Here is a 22,857-nt window from a genome sequence, read left to right on the forward strand (position 1 = left end):
GGTCTTAGAACGTCTCGCGCCGTTGTTTTTTCAACTTGGCGCGAATACGTGTTTGTTTAAGATGCGAAAGATGTTCGACAAAGACTCGGCCCTGAAGATGATCCATCTCGTGCTGGATGCACACTGCAAGTAGTCCTTCCGCTTCCAGTGTGAATGGCTCGCCATGCTCGTCAAGGGCACGGACGGTTATGCGCTCGGCCCTGGTGACGTTTTCATAGATTCCGGGAACGGATAAGCAACCTTCTTCGTTCTCTTTCTCACCCTGACTATGCACCAATACCGGGTTGATGAACACTTTCAGGTCGTCATGCATCTCTGACACGTCGATCACGATCAATTGTATATGTTGGTCCACTTGCGTTGCAGCCAGTCCGATTCCCGGGGCGGAATACATGGTCTCAGCCATATCCCGCACCAGTTTGCGGATGGTTTCGTTGATCTGATCCACCTTCTTTGCGACTTTGTGCAGCCGCTCATCGGGGTACTGCAGGATAGGGAGAATTGCCATAAATGCTTGCCAACTGAAGAGACTAGATGCAGAATTTAAACCGCCGTGCAAACATCACACCGCTTTCCTTTACTTTGCTGGGGTTTTTCCATGCGCAAGATTATATCGCTGATTTGTCTCCTGTTGCCCATCACCCTTTATGCTGATGAGCTTAAATTGCAGGAAAATGCGCCAGACCGCTATGTCGTAGTGAAGGGCGACACACTATGGGATATCTCCGCAAAATTCTTCAAGGATCCCTGGAAATGGCCGCAGATATGGGGTTACAACAAAGATACCATCAAAGATCCGCACTGGATCTATCCCGGAAATGTAGTCTATCTTGATCCCGGTACGCAAACTCTAAAAGTCGGGGAGTCGGTTCAAGGTACTGCATCAGAATCTGAAATTCCCTCCGTAACTGAGAACGGGCAATCCTCATCCGACACTGTGAAGCTCTATCCCCGCGCCCGCCAAATCACCGGCAAAGGCGAAGCAATCCCTATTATTTCACTGAAAGACATTGGCCCTTTCCTTAGTCGCCCATTGGTAGTCGATGAGAATGAACTCGATACCTCTCCCGTACTGATAGGTACTTATGAACATCGAAAGCTGATTGCTACAGGCGACATCGCTTACGCAAAGGACATGCCCAACAATAAGGGAGAGCGCTGGCAGATCTACCGTCCGGGTCAGACCTTCAAAGATCCAGATACTGGTGAGATATTAGGTCATGAAGTCGTGTATTTGGGCGACTCGGTCGTTGAAAAATTCGACGCTATATCTACTTTGAAGATTACCAGATCCATTCTTGAAATTGCACCCGGTGATCGCTTCGCGCAAGCCACGACAGGATTTGCCAGCAACTATCAACCGCGCGCCCCCGAGAAACAAATCAATGCGCAAGTCATTTCCATTTACGGAGGCCTGCAACAAGCCGGACAGAATTCTGTCGTCACTTTAAATAAAGGTCGTCGCGACGGTTTGGACAATGGGCATGTGCTGGCGTTGTTTCAGAAAGGTGACGTAGTGCCAAGCGATAGTAGCTTTTCTGCTGACACTACATTGCCGGATATGCGTTACGGATTGCTATTCGTCTTCCGCGTGTTTGACAAGGTTTCCTATGCGCTTGTAATGCAAACCAAGCTCCCCGTCCAACTGTTTGACCGTGCAAGCACTCCTGATTGATTAATGGCAATCGACGCCTCACTCGCGTCATGGATTATCCTGAGTCAAATACCCGGCTTGGGTAACGAGGGCTTGCGTCGTTTGCTGCAGGCCTTCGGTTCCGCCGACGCTGTTCTTAATGCCTCCGTTTCTTCTTTATCCCAACATGTCAAACCTGTTGTAGCCCAAGCAATTTCGCAAGGGGTTGATGAATCTGCGCTTGACGCCGTTTCAACATGGCTAGGCGATCCGCTCAATTCTGTCCTTACAGTTGCCGATACTGATTATCCCCAAACCCTGCTCAATATTTCAGATCCGCCTTTGCTGTTGTACGTAAAGGGAAGACTCGACTTATTGAACATGAGTTCTCTTGCTATAGTCGGCAGCCGCAACGCTTCTGCGCAGGGTTTACGTAATGCCGAGGCCTTCTCCAAATCAATTTCTGATGCAGGCTTGTGTATCATCAGCGGCATGGCGCACGGCATTGATGCTGCTGCACACCTTGGAGGACTGCAGGGCGTCGGTTCCAGTATTGCCGTTGTTGGGACAGGTTTGGACAAAGTTTATCCCGCGGCCAACCGCGAACTTGCGCATCGCCTGGCGCAGCATGGAGCCATCGTTTCTGAATTCCCGCTTGGAACGCCGCCCCTGCCGGCAAACTTCCCGCGCCGGAACCGCATCATCAGCGGATTGAGTCTTGGCTGTCTGGTGGTTGAAGCATCGGTTCAAAGCGGCTCACTTATCACGGCGCGTATGGCCCTGGAGCAGGGGCGGGAGGTCTTTGCGATCCCCGGTTCCATTCATTCACCGCAATCCAAGGGTTGCCATGCACTTATCAAGCAAGGTGCGAAATTGGTTGAAAGCGCACAGGATATTTTGGAAGAGATCGGTTGCCGCGCTCCTGCCGCCACTCAGACTACTGCTACGGAACACCCACTTTTCGCACATATGGGCTTCGACCCGCTCGATGCAGAGAGCCTTGCAAATCGCAGCGGCTTGACGATAGGCGAGCTATCCGCCATCCTGTTGCAACTGGAACTCGACGGGCACATCGCATCTTTGCCCGGCGGTTTATATCAACGAATCACATAAATCACTCATTCATGTTCGATATTTTGCTTTTTTTGTTTGAAAGTTACTTCGATATCGGTAGCTATCCCGACCACGACAAACTCTCTGTAAAGCTTACTGCTGCCGGGTTTGAAGAAGACGACATCAGCCAGGCATTAACCTGGCTGTCCGGTTTGAAGCAACTTACCGGGGCTGCATATCCCGAAAGCATCAACCACAGCGGTATCCGCATTTATACTGATTTCGAAGAGGAACGCATCAGCCCTGAAGGCTTGCGCTTTCTTTCGTTCTGGGAACATAACAAGGTCATCACACCGATCGAACGTGAGATGATCATCGACCGCGTACTCGCTTTGGGTCGTAAGAACTTGTCCTTGGACAAGATCAAACTCATCGTACTGATGGTGTTGTGGAGCCAACATGAGGATCTCGACCCGATGATTATCGAAGATCTGCTCACCCCCGTTGACGCAGCACAGGCTCACTGAAACCAATAATGGCAACCAATCTTCTTATCGTCGAGTCTCCGGCCAAGGCCAAGACCCTTAAAAAGTATCTGGGCAAGGACTTCGAGGTCCTTGCTTCATATGGACACGTGCGCGACCTGATTCCCAAAACCGGTGCGGTAGATCCGGACAACAACTTCGCCATGCAATACGAGACCATCGCGCGCAACAGCAAGCATGTCGATGCCATCGCCAAAGCAGCCGCGGAAGCCGATCACATCTACCTTGCGCCCGACCCGGACAGGGAAGGGGAGGCGATAGCCTGGCATATCTCCGAATTACTGAAAGGCAAGCGCGCGCTCAAGGGTAAATCCATGCAGCGCGTGGTATTCTACGAGATTACCGAGTCTGCCGTTAAAGAGGCTGTTGCTCATCCGCGCGAGATTTCGATTCCTTTGGTTAATGCCCAGCAGGCGCGGCGTGCACTGGATTATCTGGTCGGCTTCAATCTTTCTCCTTTATTGTGGCGCAAAATCCGCCCCGGTTTGTCGGCTGGCCGTGTGCAAAGTCCGGCACTGCGCCTGATCGTGGAGCGCGAACTGGAAATCGAAAAGTTCAAGAGCCAGGAATACTGGTCAGTTCATCTTGATAGCCAGAAGAACAGCATCCCGTTTACTGCCAAACTATTCCAGTATCAAGGCAAGAAGCTCGAGCAGCTCAGCATTGGCAGTCAGGCTGAATACGACGCGATTCACGCCAAACTGGTCGACGCCAAATTACCACCGAAAGTGGTGCGCGTCGAAAAGAAAGCCAAGCAACGCAACCCTGCTGCACCTTTTACAACTTCCACCTTGCAGCAGGAAGCGGTGCGCAAACTGGGCATGACCTCGGATCGCACTATGCGCACTGCGCAGTCGTTGTACGAAGGCGTCGATATCGGCGGGCAAACCATCGGTTTGATCTCCTATATGCGTACCGATTCGGTCAATCTTGCGAACGAGGCCGTGGCAGAAATTCGCGGCTATATCCGCGACAATTTCTCATCTGAATATCTGCCGGGCAAGCAACCCGCTTACAAGAGCAAATCCAAGAATGCGCAAGAAGCGCATGAAGCGATCCGGCCAACCTCGATTCTCCGCACGCCGGATAGCCTGCGTGATCATTTGAACATCGACCAGATGCGTCTGTACGAAATGATATGGAAGCGCACACTCGCATGCCAGATGGCTCCGGCTCGATTCGATACAGTGAGTGTCGACATCCGTTTAAGCAGTGACGACACCCTGTTCCGAGCTTCCGGCCAGACGCTGGTATTTCCCGGTTTTATCGGCGTGTACATGGAAGACGTGGATGACGCCGAGGAAGAAGACAGCGCCAAGTTGCCGCCGCTGGTGGAAGGTGACGTGCTACCCGTGGACAAACTTTACGGCGAACAACATTTTACCCAACCGCCGCCGCGCTTCTCCGAAGCCAGCTTGGTCAAGTCGCTGGAAGAGTACGGCATAGGCCGGCCGTCCACTTACGCAACCATCATTTCCACCCTGCAAGCAAGAGAATACGCCACTCTTGATAAGAAACGCTTCATGCCGACCGACGTGGGTCGCGTCGTCATCAAGTTCCTCAACGAGCATTTCACGCGTTATGTGGACTACGGTTTTACCGCCCATCTTGAAGACGAGCTGGACGAAGTCTCCGAAGGCAAGCGCGACTGGATTCCCGTGCTTGAAGAATTCTGGAAAGGGTTCAACAAACTCATCGTCGACAAAAAAGACGTCGATCGCCCCGGCACCGAAATCCTGGAAGAGCTTTGCCCGAAATGCGGCAAACCTTTATCCAAGCGACTCGGCAAGCGCGGCAGCTTTATAGGCTGCACCGGTTATCCCGAATGTGACTACACGCGCAGCATGGCCGGTGAAGAAGATCCGGGCGAAGCACGCAAAGAACTCGGCGTGCATCCCGAAACCAATCAACCCGTGTTATTGCTGCGCGGACCTTACGGCCACTACGTGCAACTCGGTGAAATGGAAGAGGGCGCAAAGACCAAACCCAAGCGTGTTTCCTGGCAGAAAGAAATGCCGCTGGAGCAGGCTGATCTTGCCTCTGCCTTAAAACTGCTTTCGCTTCCACGTGAAGTAGGCATACATCCCGAGAGCGGCAAGAAAGTCATCGTAAACATCGGCCGCTTCGGTCCCTACATCGGCCACGACGGAAAATTCAAATCCATTCCGCGCACGGACAGCATATTCGATATCGGTCTGGATCGCGCCCTGGAACTGCTGGCGCAAGCCAAGACCGGCGGCAACACCGTCTTGCGCACGCTGGGCGAACATCCGGACGACAAAGCCCCGGTGGAGATCTGCAGCGGCCGCTATGGCCCCTACGCCCGCCACGGCAAGGTGAATGCGACCTTGCCCAAGGAAACTTCACCGGAAGCCATCACGCTGGAAGAGGCACTGGAACTGATCGCCGCCAAAGCGGCGAAGGGTCCGACAGGAAAATCCAAGACGGCGCGGAAGCCAGCGGCCAAGGCGAAGACTACCAAAGCGAAAGCGGCAGCCAAGCCCAAGGCGACTGTAAAAAAGACTACGACCAAGACCTCTGCTGACAAACCTGCCGCAAAGAAGACCACCAAGGCCGCAACAACCAAGGCAAAGACAGCTACAAAGAAAGTCGCAGCCAAACCAGCCGCGAAGAAGCTGGCTGCCAAAAAGACGACCAAAAAAGCTGCTTAAGATTCACCGCTCAGAGACCAGCATCGATTTCGATTGATGCTGGTTTTTTTACGTGCCTGCTCTGAAGTCCTTATTCAGCAACAGTCTGCAAGAAGATATGCTGAAGATTACCGTGTTTACTGGTTTTCAGCATTGATATGCTGTAGATAGCCGTACCTATTCGCTTACAGGCCTTGTGCTCCGCAAAACTATTTCACTGCCGTCCCCTGCACCGCTTGTTGCGCAAGCGCCGCTTGCGTAATCTTGGCTCTCGCAGGAACGGTATGCCGCTCTCTGTGCGATTTCGCGTGACGCTGGATAAATTTCCGAACCACCAACATCTATTGCGGTACGCGCCATGGGCCTGCTCTGATGCCCTGTGGCATGTTGCGCCGCCGCCGCTTAGCCCCCAGAATGCGCGGGTCGAAAATTTTGGTCGTGACTAATGAATCAGCAAGCGCTTTCTTCTTTCATCTGGTCGGTTGCCGACCTTCTGCGTGGTGACTACAAGCAATCCGAATACGGCAAGGTGATCCTGCCGTTCACCGTGCTGCGCCGTCTCGACTGTGTGCTTGAAACGAGCAAGGCCGCCGTACTCGCCGAAAACGACAAACAAAAGAAGGAGGGGCTGAACCCGGAGCAGTACCTGTTGAATAAGACCAAAGTGGGTTTTTACAACACCTCGCCCCTGGACATGAAAAGGCTCATGGGTGACCAGGACCACATCCGCGAAAATCTCTACAGCTATATCGGCGAGTTTGCCCCGGCTGTGCGCGACATTTTCGAGCGCTTTGAATTTCACATCCAGATCGACCGGCTGGCACGGGCGGGCCTGCTGTACCAGGTCACCGAAAAATTCACCAACATCGACCTGCACCCCGAAGCTGTCAGCAATGGACAGATGGGTCTGGTGTTCGAGGAGCTGATCCGTAAGTTCGCCGAAATCTCCAACGAAACCGCCGGGGAACACTTCACCCCGCGTGAAGTCATCCGCCTCATGGTCAACCTGCTGTTCATCGAAGACGACGAGATTCTTTCGAAACAGCATGTCGTGCGCACCATTTATGACCCAACAGCGGGCACGGGCGGCATGCTCTCCATTGCGGGCGAATACCTCGAAGAGTACAACCCTAGTGCGAGGCCTACCATGTTTGGGCAGGAACTCAACGACGAGTCCTACGCAATCTGCAAAGCCGACATGCTCATCAAAGGGCAAGAGGTTGGCAATATCATTCCCGGCAACACCCTTTCCGAAGACGGCCACCCGCACACCAAGTTCGACTATATGCTCTCCAACCCGCCGTTCGGCGTGGAATGGAAAAAGGTCGAAAAGGAAATCCGCAAGGAACACGAAACCCAAGGCTACAACGGTCGCTTCGGCCCCGGCCTGCCGCGCGTCTCCGATGGTTCGCTGCTGTTCCTGCTGCATCTCATCAGCAAGATGCGCCCCGCGAAGGACGGCGGCAGCCGCTTCGGCATCGTGCTCAACGGCTCGCCGCTCTTCACCGGCGGCGCGGGCAGCGGCGAAAGCGAAATCCGCCGCTACGTGCTGGAAAACGACCTGGTTGAAGCCATCATCGGCCTGCCCACCGACATGTTCTACAACACCGGCATCAGCACCTACGTCTGGATACTCTCCAACCGCAAGCCGGAACATCGCAAAGGCAAGGTGCAACTCATCGACGCTTCATCCTTCTGGCAAAAGATGCGCAAGAGCCTGGGCAGCAAGCGCAAGGAACTCTCCGACGAACACATCGCCGAGATCACCCGCCTGTTCGGCGACTGCGTCGAAGCGGAAAAGGACGGCAAGCCCATCAGTCGTATCTTCAACAACGAAGACTTCGGCTATCGCACCATCACCGTTGAGCGCCCGTTGAAAGATGCGCAAGGCAAAGTCGTGCTGCACGAAAAAGGCAAACTCAGAGGCAAACCGCAAACCGATGCCAACCTGCGCGACACTGAAAATGTTCCGCTCAACGAAGATGCGGAAAGCTACTTCAAACGCGAAGTACTGCCCCATGCGCCGGATGCGTGGATAGACCACGACAAAACCAAAGTCGGCTACGAGATTCCGTTCAACCGCCACTTCTATGTGTTCGAGCCGCCGCGCCCGCTGGCAGAGATCGATGCCGAGCTTAAGCAATGCACTGATCGGATATTGACCATGATTGCTGGATTGAGCGCATGAGTTTTCCGCGTTATTCAGAATACAAGGACAGCGGTGTGGCCTGGCTGGGCGAGGTGCCGGAGCATTGGGAGGTGAAGCGTCTCAAGCGCAATCTGCAATTGCTGACTGAAAAGACCGAACGCCGCGAGCATCCTGTGGCGTTAGAAAATATCGAGAGTTGGTCTGGTCGTTTTGTTGAAACAGAAACTGAATTTGAAGGTGAAGGTGTCGCTTTCGATCGGGGCGATATTTTGTTTGGGAAGCTTCGCCCCTATTTGGCCAAGGCATATTTGGCAGAAACTTCGGGTGAGGCAGTAGGTGATTTCCACGTTATGCGTCCTACTCAAGAAGTTGATGGCCGCTTCGCTCAGTATCAGATTTTGAATCGCGACTTCATTACAATCGTTGATGGCTCAACCTTCGGCGCAAAAATGCCACGTGCCAGTTGGGATTCCCTGTGCAACATACCATTGGCTACGCCGCCCAAGACAGAACAACAAACCATCGCCGCCTTCCTCGACCGCGAGACGGGAAAGATTGATGCGCTGATTGCCGAGCAGCATCAACTGGTAGAGCTGCTGGCGGAAAAGCGACAGGCTGTAATTTCGCACGCCGTCATCAAGGGGCTGAACCCTAACGCCAAGATGAAATATTCCGGCATCGAATGGCTGGTCGAAGTGCCGGAGCATTGGGAAGTGATGCCGCTGAAGCGTGATTTACTTTTCCTCACCAGTGGATCTCGAGGGTGGGCGGATCATTACGCAGATGAAGGTGCATTGTTCATCCGCATCGGCAATTTACCAAGAAATGATATTCACCTCGATCTCGCAGATATTCAGCGAGTCGATGTGCCAGATGGTACAGAAGGTGAGCGTACAAAAGTTCAACCTGGCGACGTGCTATTTTCTATTACCGCATATTTGGGGTCAGTTGCTGTTGTTCCGGAAAATTTGGAAACTGCCTACGTTAGTCAGCATGTCGCACTTGCGAGGTTGTCGAGTCAGTCTTTATTGCCAAGTTGGGTTGCCTACCTCACTCTTTCTTTTGTTGGTAAGACCTATTTGGAAACACAGGGGTATGGTGGCGCCAAGGTTCAGTTGAGCTTGGATGATGTGAGAAACATACCGATGATTGTTCCATCACTTGATGAACAACGAACCATTGTGTCTTTCTTGGAGGCCGAAACCGCCAAATTCGACACCCTCAGCGCAGAAGCGAACCGCGCCATCGCACTGCTGCAAGAGCGCCGCAGCGCGCTGATTTCCGCCGCCGTTACCGGCAAGATTGATGTGCGCGGGGTGGGGTAGGTCGGGCTTCAGCCCGACAAATGGCTGTCGGGTTAAAACCCGACCTGCGGGGGAATGTGCAGGTCAGGCTTTAGCCTGACGGAGTTTGTCGGGCTGAAGCCCGACCTACCACAATGAAGCTATTAGGGCTACAATCGAAGCCAAATGAGCTACGACAATAAATTGCTGGGGGTGCTGTTCGGGTCTTATCGCCAGCGGGTGCTGGAGCTGCTGTTGTTGCAGCCCGGCCAGCGTTTTCATGTGCGCGAGCTGGCGCGGCAAACGGGCACCACGGCGGGAACACTGCATCGCGAGTTGAGCAAGCTGGCGGAGGCGGGCTTGCTGTTGCGCGAGCGGCAGGGCAACCAGGTGTTGTATCAGGCGAACCGTGCTTGTCCGGTGTTTGAGGAGTTGGCGGGGTTGTTCCGCAAAACCAGCGGCGCGGTGAGCGTGTTGCAGCAGGCCTTGCGGGGTTTGTCGCCGCAGATTCGCTTTGCGCTGTTGTTCGGTTCGCTGGCGCGCGGGACTGAAACGCCGGGCAGCGATGTGGATGTGATGATTGTAGGCGACGCGGGCTTTGCCGAAGTGGTGAAGGCGTTATATCCGGCGCAGGAGTTGTTGCGGCGAGAGGTCAATCCGGTGGTGTATTCGGCCAGCGAGTTTCTGTTGCGTCTACATAATAAAGAGCCGCTGTTGCTGGAGGTATTGTCCAAACCGCGGTTGTTTTTGCTAGGGAGCGAATATGACTTTGCAGAATTTGCTGTCCATCAATAAGCTGCAATCGTTCACGCCGGATCGCGGCGCGGTGCTCAAGCTGCTGCGGGCGGCGCAGCGCAATCTGGAAGATGCGCGGCTGGTTGCGCTGAGTGCAGACAACCGTTTCGATGCAGCCTACAAAACCATCATGCAATGCGCGATGCTGGGCTTGTGGGCAAACGGTTATCGCACTTCCACCAATCAGCCCGGCCACCACTTGACCGCAATCCAGAGCCTGCCGTTGACGATGCAGGTATCCAAAGAGACGGTGATCGTGCTGGATGCCTTGCGCAAACAGCGCAACCTCAACGATTACGAAGGCGATCCGATTTCCGACAGCGTATTGGCTGCCTGCCTGAACGAAGCCGGGCAACTGCTGGCGCACACACGGCAATGGCTTGCCACCCACCATCCTGAATTGGTAGATGACAAATGAGTAAGCCACGTCATTCCGGCGTAGGCCGGAATCCAGCAGCTACAAATAACCCCGCATAGCGGGACAACAAGTTTTGCCCGCTACGCGGAAAATGTTTCATTAACTGGATTCCGGCCTACGCCGGAATGACGAAGTGATTTGGCGATAGATGATTGGGGAGCGCATGAGTCTGCACAAGGAAATCGAATTCGAAAACGACATCTGCGCCCACCTTGTTGCGCATGAATGGCTGTATGCCGAAAACGATTACACCGGCTACGACCGCGCCCGTGCCTTGTTCCCCGCCGATGTGCTGGCCTGGGTGCAGGCGACGCAACCGCAGGCGTGGGAGACGCTGACCAAAAACAACGGCGCAGCGGCGGAAGCCGTGTTGCTCGACCGCATCCGCAAGCAACTGGATGATCGCGGCACGTTGGATGTGTTGCGGCACGGTGTGGAGTTGTTGGGGTTGCGCCAGCCGGTAAGTCTTGCTCAGTTCAAGCCTGCTTTGGCGATGAATGCAACGTTGCAAGCGTGGTATGCCGCCAACCGCCTGCGCGTGGTGAGGCAGGTGCGCTATTCGATGCATAACGAAAATGCCATCGACCTGGTGCTGTTCCTCAATGGCATCCCCGTGGCCACGGTGGAGCTGAAGAGCGATTACACGCAAAGCGTGGAAGATGCGGTGGATCAATATCGTTTCGACCGCCATCCAAGGCCCAAGGGGCAGCCCGCTGCCGAGCCGCTGCTGGATTTTCCGAGAGGTGCCTTGGTGCATTTTGCGTTGAGCAACAGTGCTGCGATGATGACTACGCGCCTGCTGGGGGCGGCGACCACTTTTCTGCCGTTCAACAAGGGTGACGATGGCGCTGCGGGCAATCCGGTGAACCCGAACGGGCACCGCACGGCTTACCTGTGGGAAGAAGTGTGGGCGCGCGATAGCTGGCTGGAGATCATTGGCCGCTACATTGTGACCAAGCGCGACAGCAAGAAGCAGATCACTTCAAGCATCTTTCCGCGTTATCACCAGCTCGATGCGACGCGCAAACTGATTGCCGCTGTGTTGGCTGAACACTCACCCTCACCCCAGGCCCCTCTCCCGCATGCGGGTGAGGGGAGTAAATATCTGATTCAGCATTCCGCCGGTTCCGGCAAGACCAATTCCATTGCGTGGTCGGCGCACTTCCTGGCCGACCTGCACGATGCGCAGCACAAGAAACTGTTCGATTCGGTGCTGGTGGTGAGCGACCGTAATGTGCTGGATGCGCAGTTGCAGGAAGCGATTTTCGATTTCGAGCGCACTTCGGGCGTGGTGGCGACGATCAAGGGCGAGAGCGCCAGCAAGAGCAAGGAGCTGGCCGAGGCGCTTTCCGGCGGCAAGAAGATTGTGGTGTGTACGATCCAGACTTTCCCGTTCGCGTTGAAGGCGGTGCAGGAACTGGCGGCGACGCAAGGCAAACGCTTTGCGGTGATTGCCGATGAAGCGCACAGTTCGCAGACCGGCTCGGCAGCGGCCAACCTGAAGGCGGTGCTTTCTGTCGAGGAATTGCAAGAGCTGGCCGACGGCGGTGAGGTGAGTACGGAGGATATTCTGGCTGCGCAGATGGCCGCTCGCGCCAACGACGTGGGTATCACCTATGTGGCATTCACCGCCACGCCGAAATCCAAGACACTGGAATTGTTCGGGCGCCGCCCGAATCCGACACTACCCGCCGGCCCGGACAATCTGCCCGCGCCGTTCCACGTTTATTCGATGCGCCAGGCCATCGAGGAAGGTTTCATCCTCGACGTGCTGAAGAACTACACGCCGTACAACCTGGCGTTCAAGCTTGCCAGCGAAGGCCGCGAGTGGGACGAGACGGAAGTGGAACGCAGCGCGGCGATGAAGGGCATCATGCGCTGGGTACGGCTGCATCCCTACAACATCAGCCAGAAGGTGCAGGTGGTGGTGGAACACTTCCGCGAGAATGTTTCGCCGCTGTTGGAAGGACGGGCCAAGGCGATGGTGGTGGTCGGTAGCCGCTTGGAGGCGGTGCGCTGGCAACTGGCAATCGACCAATACATCAAGTCGCAGAACTACAAAATATCTTCGTTGGTGGCATTCTCGGGCGAAGTGAATGACAAGGAATCCGGCCCCAATCCTTTCACCGAGAACAGCAAGACGCTGAATCCGAACTTGCGCGGACGCGACATGCGCGAGGCATTCAAGACTGACGAATATCAAATCCTGCTGGTGGCGAATAAATTCCAGACCGGTTTCGATCAGCCACTGCTGTGCGGTATGTATGTAGATAAACGCCTGGCAGGCATACAAGCGGTGCAGACCTTGTCGCGCCTGAACCGCGCTTATCCGGGCAAGGATACGACCTACATTCTCGACTTCGTAAATTCGGCCGAGGAAGTGCTGGAAGCATTCAAGACCTATTACGCCACGGCAACACTGGCAGGTGTGACTGATCCGAATCTGGTGTACGACCTGCGCGCCAAGCTGGATGCGACCGGACATTACGACGACAACGAAGTGGAGCGCGTGGTGACGGTGGAGATGAACCCGAATGGAGCGCAATACGAGTTGAATGCAGCGCTGGAGCCGGTGGCGGATCGCTTGCTTAAGCGTTATGCCGTAGCACTTGTGAACTTTCGGCGTTAGGGAGCCATTTCATTTCCGGCATTAAGGAGCCAGTAGATTGTCGGCATAAAGGCGCCACTTTATTTCCGGCGTAATGGCGCCACAGGATTTCCGGCGTTAAGGCGCCACTTTGAACCCTGATCAGGGGCTCGAACTTTCATTAAGCAACTAGACTTCCGGCATTTTGCCGGGAGAGGTTGTGACTAAACGGAGGTTCGAGATGTATCAGTACCGAAATGTTTTGGTGCGCATGCGCCAAGGCGATTCTGATCGGGATATTGCCCGGTCCAAAACGATGGGACGCAAAAAACTCGCACAGGTTCGCGAGATCGCCAGCGAACGTGGCTGGCTTGCCCCCGAGTTTCCTTTGCCCGATGACGGAGTGCTGTCCACGCTGTTTGAGCGCAGGGAGGCATTGCCTGTCAGCTGTATTTCAACGCTGGAACCCTGGCGTGATCAGATCACCAAGTGGCATGCGGCCGGTATTCAGGGCACCACCATCCACGCCACGCTGGTGCGCAATCACGGTTTTACCGGCAGTTATTCCTCGATGTATCGCTTTCTGGGGCAACTCGTTTCCCTGCAGCAGCCGGATGTTCCGCTACGCCTGACGTTCAAGCCTGGCGAAGCGGTTCAGGTTGATTTCGGTGCTGGTCCGCTCATCACCGATGTGTACACCGGCGAGATCTTCAAGACCTGGTTCTTCGTGATGACCTTGTGCTGGTCGCGTCACCAGTATGCCGAGTTTGTCCGCGACCAGACCGTGGCGACATGGCTGGGCTGCCATCGGCGTGCGTTTGAGTCGTTCTCGGGCGTACCCTCACGCGTCATCATCGACAATGCCAAGTGCGCCATCACCAAAGCCTGCGTCTATGAGCCGGATGTGCAACGGGCGTATGCCGAATGTGCGGAAGGATATGCGTTCAAAATCGATCCTTGTCCTCCACGGGATCCACAAAAAAAAGGAATCGTTGAGGCAGGCGTCAAATATATCAAGGGCAGTTTCCTGCCGCTGCGCGAATTCCGCGATCTGGATGACGCCAACCGCCAGTTGCAGGCGTGGGTGATGAACGAGGCGGGCAACCGCATTCACGGCACGACCCGCGAAGCCCCTCTCAAACGCTTCGCCGAGGTGGAGAAAAGCCTGCTCAATGCTTTGCCCAGCGTTCCACCTGAGTTGGCCAGCTGGGCCAAGGTCAAAGTCCACCGTGACGCGCACGTCCAATACGAGACCAACCACTATTCGGTGCCGTTCCGGCTGATCGGATGCGACCTGTGGTTGAAGGCGACCGGCACCATGGTGACGCTGTACCGCGAACACGAAGCGGTTGCCAGCCATGTGCGACTGACGGGGAAAGGGCTGCGCGACACCGTGACCGACCATATGCCGCCCGAAGCGCAGGCGTGGCAAATGCAGGACACACAGTGGTGTTTGAAATCGGCCTTGCAGATTGGTCCGGCCTGCCATGCCATGGTGCATGCCATGTTCGGCGACCATGTCTTGATCAAGATGCGTGCTGTACAGGGCGTGCTGCGGCTCAAACAGAAATACGGCGCAGCCAGATTGGAAGCGGCCTGCCAGCGCGCCAACCATTACGGCACGCCGGGCTACAAGGTGGTCAAGATCATTCTTGAGAAGGGACTGGATCAGCTCGCGCCGCTGGCAGCCTTCGACGCACTGGCCACCACATACACCCAAGGCGGCCGATTCTGCCGCGATACCCAAACCATTCTTCAATGAGGACTACCATCATGCATCCAATTCCCGAACTGACACCCCTGCTCAAACAACTGCGCCTGTCCGGCATTCTGGACTCACTCGAGGCCCGCAACCGCGAAGCCATCGACCGCAAGCTGGCCTACACCGATTTCCTCAGCTTGCTGATTCATGACGAAGTCGCCCGGCGGGAGCAAAAGAAACTGGATATGCGACTACGACGTGCAAGCTTCCGTAACCAAAAAACACTGGAAGGATTCGATTTCGACCGACTTCCCAATCTGAACCGCTCGGCAGTCCATGATCTGGCGACTTGCCGTTTCATTGAAGAGAAAGTCGCCGTATTGATTGTGGGTCCGTGCGGCACCGGCAAAAGTCACCTGGCGCAGTCGCTGGGTCATGCGGCTGCACGCCAGGGCTATGACGTGCTGTTCATCACGCAAACCCAGCTCCTGAGCAGCTTGCGCGCAGCTCAGGCGACTGGCAATTATGCGCGGCGATTTAAATCCCTGGTCAAAGTGCCCCTGCTGATCATTGACGATTTCGGACTCAAACCCTTGCGTTCGCCTGAAGATGAAGACTTCCATGACTTGATCGCCGAACGCTACGAGCGTGCCGCCACCATTCTGACCAGCAATCTCGACTTTGATGAATGGGGTGAAGCATTCGCCGCAAATAAAATGATCGGCGCAGCGACGCTGGACCGATTGCGCCACGGTGCGTATCGCGTGGTGCTGGATGGAGAGAGTTACCGCGACCCGAAGCCAATGCCGGAAAGGTCAAAAACGCCGACAGGGAAAGGAGGCAAACCTACTCAAGCCTGAAACAGCTACACCAGCAGCAAAACAGAGTGAAAATGCGATTGCAAAAACAGCTCATTTCACGCATTCTTTACCCCCAGTTTGAGCCCCTGATTTGGCACTTCAAAGTGGCGCCATTACGGCGGAAATCAGTGGCGCCTTAATGCCGAAAAGTGACAGCACTCAAGGCTTGGCAGGACGCGCAGGCGCTGAAGGATGCTAAAGCAGTACAGGCGGCGCAGGATGAAATGAATGCACTGCAATTGTTCAAGCGCGACCTCGGCACCTTCATGCGCGTGTATGCCTTCCTGTCGCAGATATTCGACTACGGCAACACGGCCATTGAGAAACGCGCGATCTTCTTCCGGCGCTTGCTGCCGCTGCTTGAATTTGGCCGCGAACGCGAAGGCGTGGACTTATCCAAGGTGGTGCTGACCCACCACAAGCTGAAAAATCAGGGCAAGCGTGCCTTGCCGTTAGGTGCAGGTGAACCTCTTCCTCCGCTGACCGATCCGGGCTGTGGTCAGTTACAGGAAAAAGAAAAGGCGCGCCTCGCAGAAATCATCGAGAAGGTAAACACGCTGTTTGATGGCGAATTGAGCGACGACGACAAGCTGGTGTATGTGAACCATGTGCTGAAGGGCAAGTTGCTTGAATCGGACATCCTAGTGCAGCAAGCCAATAATAACACCAAGGAACAATTCTCCAATTCACCGGATCTCGCTACGGAGATTATGAACGCGGTGATGGATGCGCTCTCGGCACATACGACAATGAGTAAGCAGGCTCTGGATTCTGAAAAGGTGCGTAGCGGGTTAAAGGATGTGTTGCTTGGACCGGCGAAGCTTTATGAATCGCTGCGTCAACGGGGAAACGAGGCAGGAATACGCTAAACGGCCCTTTGGGGCGAAAACTATTGCAAGTGGGGGTTACCCTCAGTTGGTGGCTAATAAGCCGTTATAGGCGATTCTGGCATGTTTTTCATTTTTTCTTTAATTTATTGTGGTTTAATTGATAGTAAGCGCACGCGTTTGGTGGTTTGACGTATTAAATGAGTATTTCCGTATCTCATAATAAAAAATGACCGCGGATATTTCGCGGTCATCTCTACTTCTAGCTTTGGCCAAATTTTGCACAAGCTGTTTTGTGCATTTTGACCTAAACCTTCGGTGGCTATTAGGTTTCAGCTCATTTCATTTGGTGAGAAAAGTTTCACCTTTTGTGAGAACCTACAAACCTATAAGATTATACATCCAAGTTTTTCACACCGAGCGCATTCTTCTCAATAAATGCCCGACGCGGTTCAACAACATCGCCCATCAGCGTCGTGAAGATCTCATCGGCGCCCACAGCGTCTTCGATACGCACTTTGAGCAGAATCCGGTTCTTAACGTCCATGGTTGTTTCCCACAGTTGCGAGGGATTCATCTCGCCCAGGCCTTTGTAGCGCTGGATGCTGACGCCTCGTTTTGCATCTTCGATTAACCATTCGATGGCTTGTTTGAAGCTGGTCACGCCGCGTTTTTGTTCACCGCGTGATACATAGGCAGTTGGCGAGATCAGGCCGTTCAACGCGTCGGCGGTCTGGCGGATCTGTACATAGTCGCCGCTGTGCAAGAATTCATTTTCCAGATAGCTCAGCGAATAGTTGCCGTGGAACAGTTTTTCCAGGCGGAGGCGCAGATCACCATTGATATCCGTTTCGACTTCTGCACGAATGACGCCGCCACAGGCATCTTCCAGCAGCTTGGCGCTTTTCTTGGCTTGTTCTGCATCGTCCAGTGAGAGTGCTGGTAGGACGAGCAGGGCGTGGCTGGCCTCGGGCGCGATGAAGTGCGAGAGGCGGTCGATAACGGCTTCAGCAAGGAAGTATTGCTTGGCGATTTCGCCCAACGCGTCGCCCTGTATCGGCGTGGCGTCGAGAGCTGGGTAGAACGCGGCATTGTTCAATGCTGAGCGCAGCATGTAGTTCTTCAGTTCGTGCTCGTCCTTGAGATAGCGTTCGTCCTTGCCTTGCTTGATTTTGTACAACGGAGGCTGGGCAATGTAGATGTGGCCGCGTTCGACCAGCTCCGGCATTTGTCGGTAGAAGAAGGTAAGCAGCAGGGTGCGGATGTGCGCACCGTCCACGTCCGCGTCGGTCATGATGATGATGCGGTGGTAACGCAACTTGTCGGCGTTGTATTCCTCTTTGCCGATACCCGTGCCTAGCACAGTGATCAGGGTAACAATTTCCTGCGATGAGATAAGCTTTTCGAAGCGTGCGCGCTCGACGTTAAGAATCTTGCCCTTGAGCGGCAGGATTGCCTGGAACTTGCGGTCGCGACCTTGCTTGGCTGATCCACCGGCGGAGTCACCCTCGACCAGATACAGTTCTGACAGGGCAGGGTCTTTTTCCTGGCAGTCAGCCAGTTTACCGGGCAAGCCGATACCGTCCAGAATTCCTTTGCGGCGTGTGAGTTCACGCGCCTTGCGGGCAGCGTCGCGAGCACGGGCCGCATCGATGATCTTGTTGCAGATAATTTTGGCGTCGACCGGGTTTTCCAATAGGTAGTCGGTCAGCTTCTGGGCCACCACTTCCTGTACAGCGGGCTGCACTTCGCTGGAAACGAGCTTATCTTTTGTTTGAGATGAAAATTTCGGATCTGGTACTTTTACCGAGAGTACGCAGGTCAGACCTTCACGCATGTCGTCGCCGGTGGTATCAACCTTGGCTTTTTTGGCCAGTTCGTTATCTTCAATGTACTTATTGATGACACGTGTCATCGCCATGCGCATGCCGGTCATGTGCGTTCCACCATCGCGCTGTGGAATGTTATTGGTGAAACATTGCACGACTTCGGAATAGCTGTCGTTCCATTGCATGGCAACATCGACAGTAATATTGTCTTTTTCGCCGCTAGCCTGGAAACATTTTGGGTGAAGCACCGACTTGCTTTTATTCATGTACTCGACGAAGCCGCGTACACCGCCAGAGTAAGCGAAGTTCTCACTCTTGCCGGTGCGTTGATCAATCAGTTCGATTTTGACGCCGTTATTCAGGAAAGATAGTTCACGCAGTCGCTTGGCAATGATTTCGTAGTGAAACTCAACCAATCCAAAAATTTCCTTGTCCGCTAGAAAATGTACTTCGGTTCCGCGCTTTTGGCTTTCTCCCAGTTCACGCATGGGAGAAACTTCAATTCCTTTTTGGTATTCGATCAGGCGATCTTTTACTGCGCCACGGATAAATTCTATGCCGAACTTCTTTCCGTCGCGGTAGGTTGTCAGCTTGAGCCATTCCGACAAGCCGTTAACACAGCTCACACCTACACCATGCAGACCACCCGACACCTTGTAGCTATTCTGGTTGAACTTGCCGCCTGCATGCAAAACCGTCAGAACAATCTCGGCAGCGGAACGTTTCGGCTCATGCTTGTCGTCGAACTTGATACCAATTGGAATACCGCGCCCGTTATCCGCTACGGAGATTGAGTTGTCGCCATGAATGATGACTTTGATGTCGTCGCAGTGTCCAGCCAAGGACTCGTCGATGGCGTTATCTACCACCTCAAATACCATATGGTGTAGACCGGTACCATCTGATGTATCCCCGATATACATACCGGGACGCTTACGTACTGCTTCCAAACCTTCGAGTTGTTGGATACTTGATTCGTCGTAGTTATCACTCATGAGTCTGTTTTACTTTCCATTACTGTTTCACGTGGAACAAATTAGATACGCATTGGCATGACTACATATTTATAGTCATCTTTATCCGGGATAGTGATCAGGAGACTACTATTTTGATCGCCAAACGAGAGAATTAGATTTTGAGTACTGATGTTATTAATACCGTCCAGCAGGTAGTTTACATTGAAGCCAATATCCAAAGGCGCTCCTTGATAATCGTTTTCAATATCTTCCTGAGCTTCTTCCTGCTCGCTATTGCTGCTGATGATGCGTAAATTCTTTTCGGTCAATAACAGACGCACTCCACGAAACTTTTCATTAGACAAAATCGCGGCGCGCTGCAACGCCTGCAATATAGTCAGTCGATCCAATTTCAGGTGATTGGAATGGGTTGGAATGACCCGGTTGTAATCAGGAAACTTGCCATCAATTACTTTGGAGGTTAGGACGACATCTGCAAATGATATCCGAACTTGTTTCTCTGCCAGTTCAAGCTGGACTTTATCTTCGGTGTCTTGCAGCAGTTTCAATAATTCATTGACTGTCTTGCGGGAAAGAATGACTTCCTGTTTTTTGTAGCTTTCTTTAAGTTCTTCACTAATAAAAGCCAAGCGGTGACCATCTGTTGCAATGAGTTTAATGGAAGTGCCGTCTACGACCAGAAGCACTCCATTTAGGTAATAGCGGATATCTTGTTGGGCCATGGCGTACTGCACGGAACTCAATAGTCGACGTAAAACACCTTGTTCAATTTGGACCCTGGCTGCACCAACCAATTGTTCAGCCAGCATAGGAAAATCTTGTGCTGGTAGAGTTTGTAGACTGAAGCGGCTTTTGTTCGCTTTTACCAATAAACGGTTGTCTTGATCGTCTAAGAATATCGTGCTGTTATCGGGAATGGCGCGCAGAATTTCCTGGAGTTTCTTTGCGGAAATAGTAATTGCACTTTCCGTTCCGTCAAGTTCAGCTTTAAGTTGTGCTTCTATCTGTATTTCCAGATCCGTTGTAACAAACCGTACGCCGTCTTTGTTCTTTTTGATCAGTACGTTTGAAAGGATAGGCAAGGGTTGCTTACGTTCTACAATACCTACAACTGCTTGCAAAGGTTTGAGTAAATCGTTTCGATCTATTTGCTTAATGAACATATGTTTCCTTTAAAAACACAACAATAATAATAATAGGCACTGAATTTATGGATAACTAATATTATTCTTACATTACAAAAACTTAATTCATTAATTTCCTGTTCATAAAACTGCTTATCATTGCTTATTGTTTGTGTATAACTATTTCAAAATGATGTTTATGCAGGTTCATTTACAAACTATACACACGATATACATGGCTATCCACGTAACGTCTGATTCAATAAGTTGAAATCGGCATTTAATGCAGAATCGGTATTACGCAAAGACTCTATAGTTTTGCATGCGTGTAATACAGTGGAATGATCCCTTCCTCCAAAAGCATTCCCAATTTCAGGGAGACTTAATTGAGTAAGTTCTCGTGCAAGTGTCATAGCGATTTGGCGTGGTCTTGCAATTATTCTTGTGCGCTTTTTGGATAGCAATTCAATAATCTTTATGCGATAAAAATCGGCTACCGTTTTTTGGATATTCTCTATTGAAACTTGCTTATTTTGTGCAGCCAGCAAGTCTTTAAGAGCTTCCTTTGCCAAGTCTATAGATATCTGACGCTTGTGGAATTTGGCATATGCCTCGATACGATTTAAAGCGCCTTCCAATTCTCGAATATTGGAGCGAACGTGTTTGGCTATGAAGAAAGCCACATCTTCACTGATAGGGAAATTACTGGCAGCTGATTTTTGCAGCAGAATGGCGACTCTCATTTCTAAACCAGGTGGTTCTATGGCTACAGTCAGTCCACAGGTAAAACGTGAAGTTAGACGAGGTTCAATACCTGAAATTTCTTTTGGAAATGTATCGCAGGTTATAACAACTTGTTTATTTGTATCAATAAGAGAATTTAATGTGTAAAAAAACTCTTGTTGGGTACCTGGTTTGTCCGCAATGAACTGAATGTCGTCAATCAGGAGTAAATCTAGTGAGTTATAAAACTGTTTGAATTCATCAAAGTTCTTAGTCTGAAATGCACGAACTACTCCTGAAATATAGTTTGTAGCATGTACATAGCAGATTTTTGCGTCTGGATTCTGTTTACTGACAAGATTCCCAATAGACTGCAAAAGGTGAGTTTTTCCTAACCCTACACCTCCATAAATAAATAAAGGGTTGTAGGCTATACCGGGCGTTTCAGAAACTTGTATGGCTGCAGCATGGGCTAATTGGTTTGCCTTACCAGTTACAAAGGTATCAAAAACCAGCGCTGGGTTTAGTTTATTCTGATTTTTTGAGTTTATTTTTTGCGTTGGCGCCACAGACTTAATTGAAACGGGCTCTGCTACATTTGGACTGAGCGGCTTAATACCTCGCTTCTCAATGCGCAGCTCAATTTGAGGTGGTGCTGAAAAGAATGGAAGAGCGCGTTTGGATATCTCTGGTAAAAAGCGCTCTTGTACAATCCGTAATGTAAAACTGTTGGGTGCTGTAAGAACGAGTTTATTGCCATCGATCTCGAAAATCAACGGTTTAATCCATGAGTTATATTGTTGTAATGGCAGCTGTTCCTTGAAAAAACTAAGGCAGCTACCAGACAAACTTTGGGCAGACATAGGCAGAAAAATGTATCGCAATTGTTGCGTCGCATTCTACAAGCTATGGATAAAGTTATCCACAGCATAAAAAGACTTGACAGGAATCACGCTAACGATTGTAATCGCGCGCTTTTCAACAGTAAAACAGTCAGGAGCTAATCATGAAACGTACATATCAACCATCGGTTACCAAAAGAAAACGTACTCACGGATTTTTGGTTCGCATGAAAACCAAAGGTGGGCGCGCTGTTATAGCAGCACGTCGTGCACGTGGCCGCGTACGCCTTGGCGTGTGAATCCAAAGTAGACCGGACTTTACCCCGGCGCTACAGGCTATCGCGTCGGGAGGGATTTTCTCGGATACTGCAACAAAGGGCGCAAATCAACACTTGGTTTGCCGTCCATAGCGAATTGAATTTAACTGGACATGCTCGGCTTGGCATGTCTGTCAGCAAGCGAATTATACACGCATCAACACAGCGAAATATTGCCAAGCGATTGATTCGTGAATGTTTTCGTCGTTACGCCAGGCATGGAGTCTCACGCGATGTCGTTATTCGGTTACGCAGGCCACTTGAAATAAAAGATCTCTCGAAAGCCAGAGTCATGTTGGGTGAAATGTTAGAATCCGTACTGGCGGCTAAATGAAATTAATCCTGTTATTTATTGTTCGGGCTTACCAATTATTGATCAGTCCCGTGCTTCCCCAGTCGTGCCGTTTTAGCCCTTCTTGTTCGCAGTATTCCCTGGAAGCCATATCAAAATATGGCGCTTTCAAGGGATTTTGGCTGACAATTAAGCGATTGATTCGTTGTAATCCTTGGAACCCGGGCGGATACGATCCAGTCCCATAACT

Annotated in this window: 19 protein-coding genes; 15 read left to right on the forward strand and 4 right to left on the reverse strand. The window is 52.3% G+C overall.

Annotated elements, in window-relative coordinates; genetic code table 11:
* Positions 1-4 precede the first annotated feature (4 nt).
* The gene (gene def, locus QOY30_RS17845) at positions 5-508 is read right to left on the reverse strand and encodes a peptide deformylase (protein WP_283745963.1); all 504 of its coding nucleotides are present in this window, start codon (positions 506-508) and stop codon (positions 5-7) included.
* 90 nt (positions 509-598) lie between these two features.
* Here def and QOY30_RS17850 point away from each other — a divergent pair, with 90 nt between their 5' ends.
* From QOY30_RS17850 to QOY30_RS17905, 12 genes are all read left to right on the forward strand, one after another.
* Complete coding sequence (locus QOY30_RS17850) at positions 599-1,675, forward strand: LysM peptidoglycan-binding domain-containing protein (RefSeq protein ID WP_283745964.1); 1,077 nt, start codon at positions 599-601, stop codon at positions 1,673-1,675.
* A gap of 3 nt (positions 1,676-1,678) precedes the next feature.
* Positions 1,679-2,746, forward strand: coding sequence for a DNA-processing protein DprA (gene dprA, locus QOY30_RS17855; RefSeq protein WP_283745965.1), 1,068 nt, complete (start codon positions 1,679-1,681; stop codon positions 2,744-2,746).
* Positions 2,747-2,757: 11 nt separating this feature from the next.
* Entirely contained in the window at positions 2,758-3,213 is a 456-nt protein-coding gene (locus tag QOY30_RS17860; protein WP_283745966.1) for a Smg family protein, read from the forward strand.
* Positions 3,214-3,221: 8 nt separating this feature from the next.
* On the forward strand, positions 3,222-5,903 hold the full coding sequence (gene topA / locus QOY30_RS17865; RefSeq protein WP_283745968.1) for a type I DNA topoisomerase: 2,682 nt from the start codon (positions 3,222-3,224) through the stop codon (positions 5,901-5,903).
* Positions 5,904-6,327: 424 nt separating this feature from the next.
* The gene (locus QOY30_RS17870) at positions 6,328-8,070 is read left to right on the forward strand and encodes a type I restriction-modification system subunit M (RefSeq protein ID WP_283745969.1); all 1,743 of its coding nucleotides are present in this window, start codon (positions 6,328-6,330) and stop codon (positions 8,068-8,070) included.
* A complete protein-coding gene (locus QOY30_RS17875) occupies positions 8,067-9,356 on the forward strand; it encodes a restriction endonuclease subunit S (protein WP_283745970.1) in 1,290 nt (429 codons plus the stop codon). The genes QOY30_RS17870 and QOY30_RS17875 overlap by 4 nt, the downstream gene beginning before the upstream one ends.
* Positions 9,357-9,500: 144 nt before the next feature.
* A complete protein-coding gene (locus tag QOY30_RS17880) occupies positions 9,501-10,109 on the forward strand; it encodes a nucleotidyltransferase domain-containing protein (RefSeq protein WP_283745971.1) in 609 nt (202 codons plus the stop codon).
* Complete coding sequence (locus QOY30_RS17885; protein WP_283745972.1) at positions 10,078-10,527, forward strand: hypothetical protein; 450 nt, start codon at positions 10,078-10,080, stop codon at positions 10,525-10,527. Before QOY30_RS17880 ends, QOY30_RS17885 begins: the two co-directional genes overlap by 32 nt.
* A gap of 163 nt (positions 10,528-10,690) precedes the next feature.
* Complete coding sequence (locus QOY30_RS17890) at positions 10,691-13,156, forward strand: type I restriction endonuclease subunit R (RefSeq protein ID WP_283745973.1); 2,466 nt, start codon at positions 10,691-10,693, stop codon at positions 13,154-13,156.
* Positions 13,157-13,355: 199 nt separating this feature from the next.
* Entirely contained in the window at positions 13,356-14,876 is a 1,521-nt protein-coding gene (gene istA, locus QOY30_RS17895; RefSeq protein ID WP_283742935.1) for an IS21 family transposase, read from the forward strand.
* Positions 14,877-14,887: 11 nt separating this feature from the next.
* The gene (gene istB, locus QOY30_RS17900; RefSeq protein WP_283742936.1) at positions 14,888-15,676 is read left to right on the forward strand and encodes an IS21-like element helper ATPase IstB; all 789 of its coding nucleotides are present in this window, start codon (positions 14,888-14,890) and stop codon (positions 15,674-15,676) included.
* A 149-nt stretch (positions 15,677-15,825) separates the two neighbouring features.
* Positions 15,826-16,545 carry a hypothetical protein gene (locus QOY30_RS17905; protein ID WP_283745974.1) on the forward strand — a complete coding sequence of 240 codons (720 nt, stop codon included), beginning with the start codon at positions 15,826-15,828 and terminating at the stop codon, positions 16,543-16,545.
* A gap of 352 nt (positions 16,546-16,897) precedes the next feature.
* Here QOY30_RS17905 and gyrB read toward each other — a convergent pair whose 3' ends face one another.
* The 3 genes from gyrB to dnaA form a co-directional block, all read right to left on the reverse strand.
* Positions 16,898-19,327, reverse strand: coding sequence for a DNA topoisomerase (ATP-hydrolyzing) subunit B (gene gyrB / locus QOY30_RS17910; RefSeq protein ID WP_283745975.1), 2,430 nt, complete (start codon positions 19,325-19,327; stop codon positions 16,898-16,900).
* A gap of 41 nt (positions 19,328-19,368) precedes the next feature.
* Complete coding sequence (gene dnaN / locus QOY30_RS17915; protein WP_283745976.1) at positions 19,369-20,472, reverse strand: DNA polymerase III subunit beta; 1,104 nt, start codon at positions 20,470-20,472, stop codon at positions 19,369-19,371.
* A 200-nt stretch (positions 20,473-20,672) separates the two neighbouring features.
* Positions 20,673-22,019, reverse strand: coding sequence for a chromosomal replication initiator protein DnaA (gene dnaA / locus QOY30_RS17920; RefSeq protein WP_283745977.1), 1,347 nt, complete (start codon positions 22,017-22,019; stop codon positions 20,673-20,675).
* A gap of 143 nt (positions 22,020-22,162) precedes the next feature.
* Between dnaA and rpmH the strand changes: the two genes are divergently transcribed.
* The 3 genes from rpmH to yidD are packed head-to-tail and all read left to right on the forward strand — an operon-like array spanning position 22,163 to position 22,855.
* Entirely contained in the window at positions 22,163-22,297 is a 135-nt protein-coding gene (rpmH, locus tag QOY30_RS17925; protein ID WP_013031118.1) for a 50S ribosomal protein L34, read from the forward strand.
* Positions 22,272-22,649 (forward strand): ribonuclease P protein component, encoded by a 378-nt coding sequence (gene rnpA / locus QOY30_RS18185; protein WP_502958699.1) that lies wholly within the window; start codon positions 22,272-22,274, stop codon positions 22,647-22,649. Before rpmH ends, rnpA begins: the two co-directional genes overlap by 26 nt.
* Positions 22,646-22,855, forward strand: a complete 210-nt coding sequence (gene yidD / locus QOY30_RS17930; protein WP_283745978.1) for a membrane protein insertion efficiency factor YidD — start codon at positions 22,646-22,648, stop codon at positions 22,853-22,855. The genes rnpA and yidD overlap by 4 nt, the downstream gene beginning before the upstream one ends.
* Positions 22,856-22,857 lie beyond the last annotated feature (2 nt).

This window comes from Sideroxydans sp. CL21, assembly GCF_902459525.1.
Lineage (GTDB): Bacteria > Pseudomonadota > Gammaproteobacteria > Burkholderiales > Gallionellaceae > Sideroxyarcus.

Excerpts from the sequence above, each read along its gene's own strand:
- QOY30_RS17870 (WP_283745969.1), top strand. The coding sequence starts at position 6,328 with ATGAATCAGCAAGCGCTTTCTTCTTTCATCTGGTCGGTTGCCGACCTT.
- gyrB (WP_283745975.1), bottom strand. The coding sequence starts at position 19,327 with ATGAGTGATAACTACGACGAATCAAGTATCCAACAACTCGAAGGTTTG.
- dnaA (WP_283745977.1), bottom strand. The coding sequence starts at position 22,019 with ATGTCTGCCCAAAGTTTGTCTGGTAGCTGCCTTAGTTTTTTCAAGGAA.
- QOY30_RS17885 (WP_283745972.1), top strand. The coding sequence starts at position 10,078 with ATGACTTTGCAGAATTTGCTGTCCATCAATAAGCTGCAATCGTTCACG.
- def (WP_283745963.1), bottom strand. The coding sequence starts at position 508 with ATGGCAATTCTCCCTATCCTGCAGTACCCCGATGAGCGGCTGCACAAA.
- istB (WP_283742936.1), top strand. The coding sequence starts at position 14,888 with ATGCATCCAATTCCCGAACTGACACCCCTGCTCAAACAACTGCGCCTG.
- yidD (WP_283745978.1), top strand. The coding sequence starts at position 22,646 with ATGAAATTAATCCTGTTATTTATTGTTCGGGCTTACCAATTATTGATC.
- QOY30_RS17875 (WP_283745970.1), top strand. The coding sequence starts at position 8,067 with ATGAGTTTTCCGCGTTATTCAGAATACAAGGACAGCGGTGTGGCCTGG.
- dprA (WP_283745965.1), top strand. The coding sequence starts at position 1,679 with ATGGCAATCGACGCCTCACTCGCGTCATGGATTATCCTGAGTCAAATA.
- dnaN (WP_283745976.1), bottom strand. The coding sequence starts at position 20,472 with ATGTTCATTAAGCAAATAGATCGAAACGATTTACTCAAACCTTTGCAA.
- QOY30_RS17880 (WP_283745971.1), top strand. The coding sequence starts at position 9,501 with ATGAGCTACGACAATAAATTGCTGGGGGTGCTGTTCGGGTCTTATCGC.
- QOY30_RS17850 (WP_283745964.1), top strand. The coding sequence starts at position 599 with ATGCGCAAGATTATATCGCTGATTTGTCTCCTGTTGCCCATCACCCTT.
- QOY30_RS17860 (WP_283745966.1), top strand. The coding sequence starts at position 2,758 with ATGTTCGATATTTTGCTTTTTTTGTTTGAAAGTTACTTCGATATCGGT.
- istA (WP_283742935.1), top strand. The coding sequence starts at position 13,356 with ATGTATCAGTACCGAAATGTTTTGGTGCGCATGCGCCAAGGCGATTCT.
- rpmH (WP_013031118.1), top strand. The coding sequence starts at position 22,163 with ATGAAACGTACATATCAACCATCGGTTACCAAAAGAAAACGTACTCAC.
- topA (WP_283745968.1), top strand. The coding sequence starts at position 3,222 with ATGGCAACCAATCTTCTTATCGTCGAGTCTCCGGCCAAGGCCAAGACC.
- QOY30_RS17890 (WP_283745973.1), top strand. The coding sequence starts at position 10,691 with ATGAGTCTGCACAAGGAAATCGAATTCGAAAACGACATCTGCGCCCAC.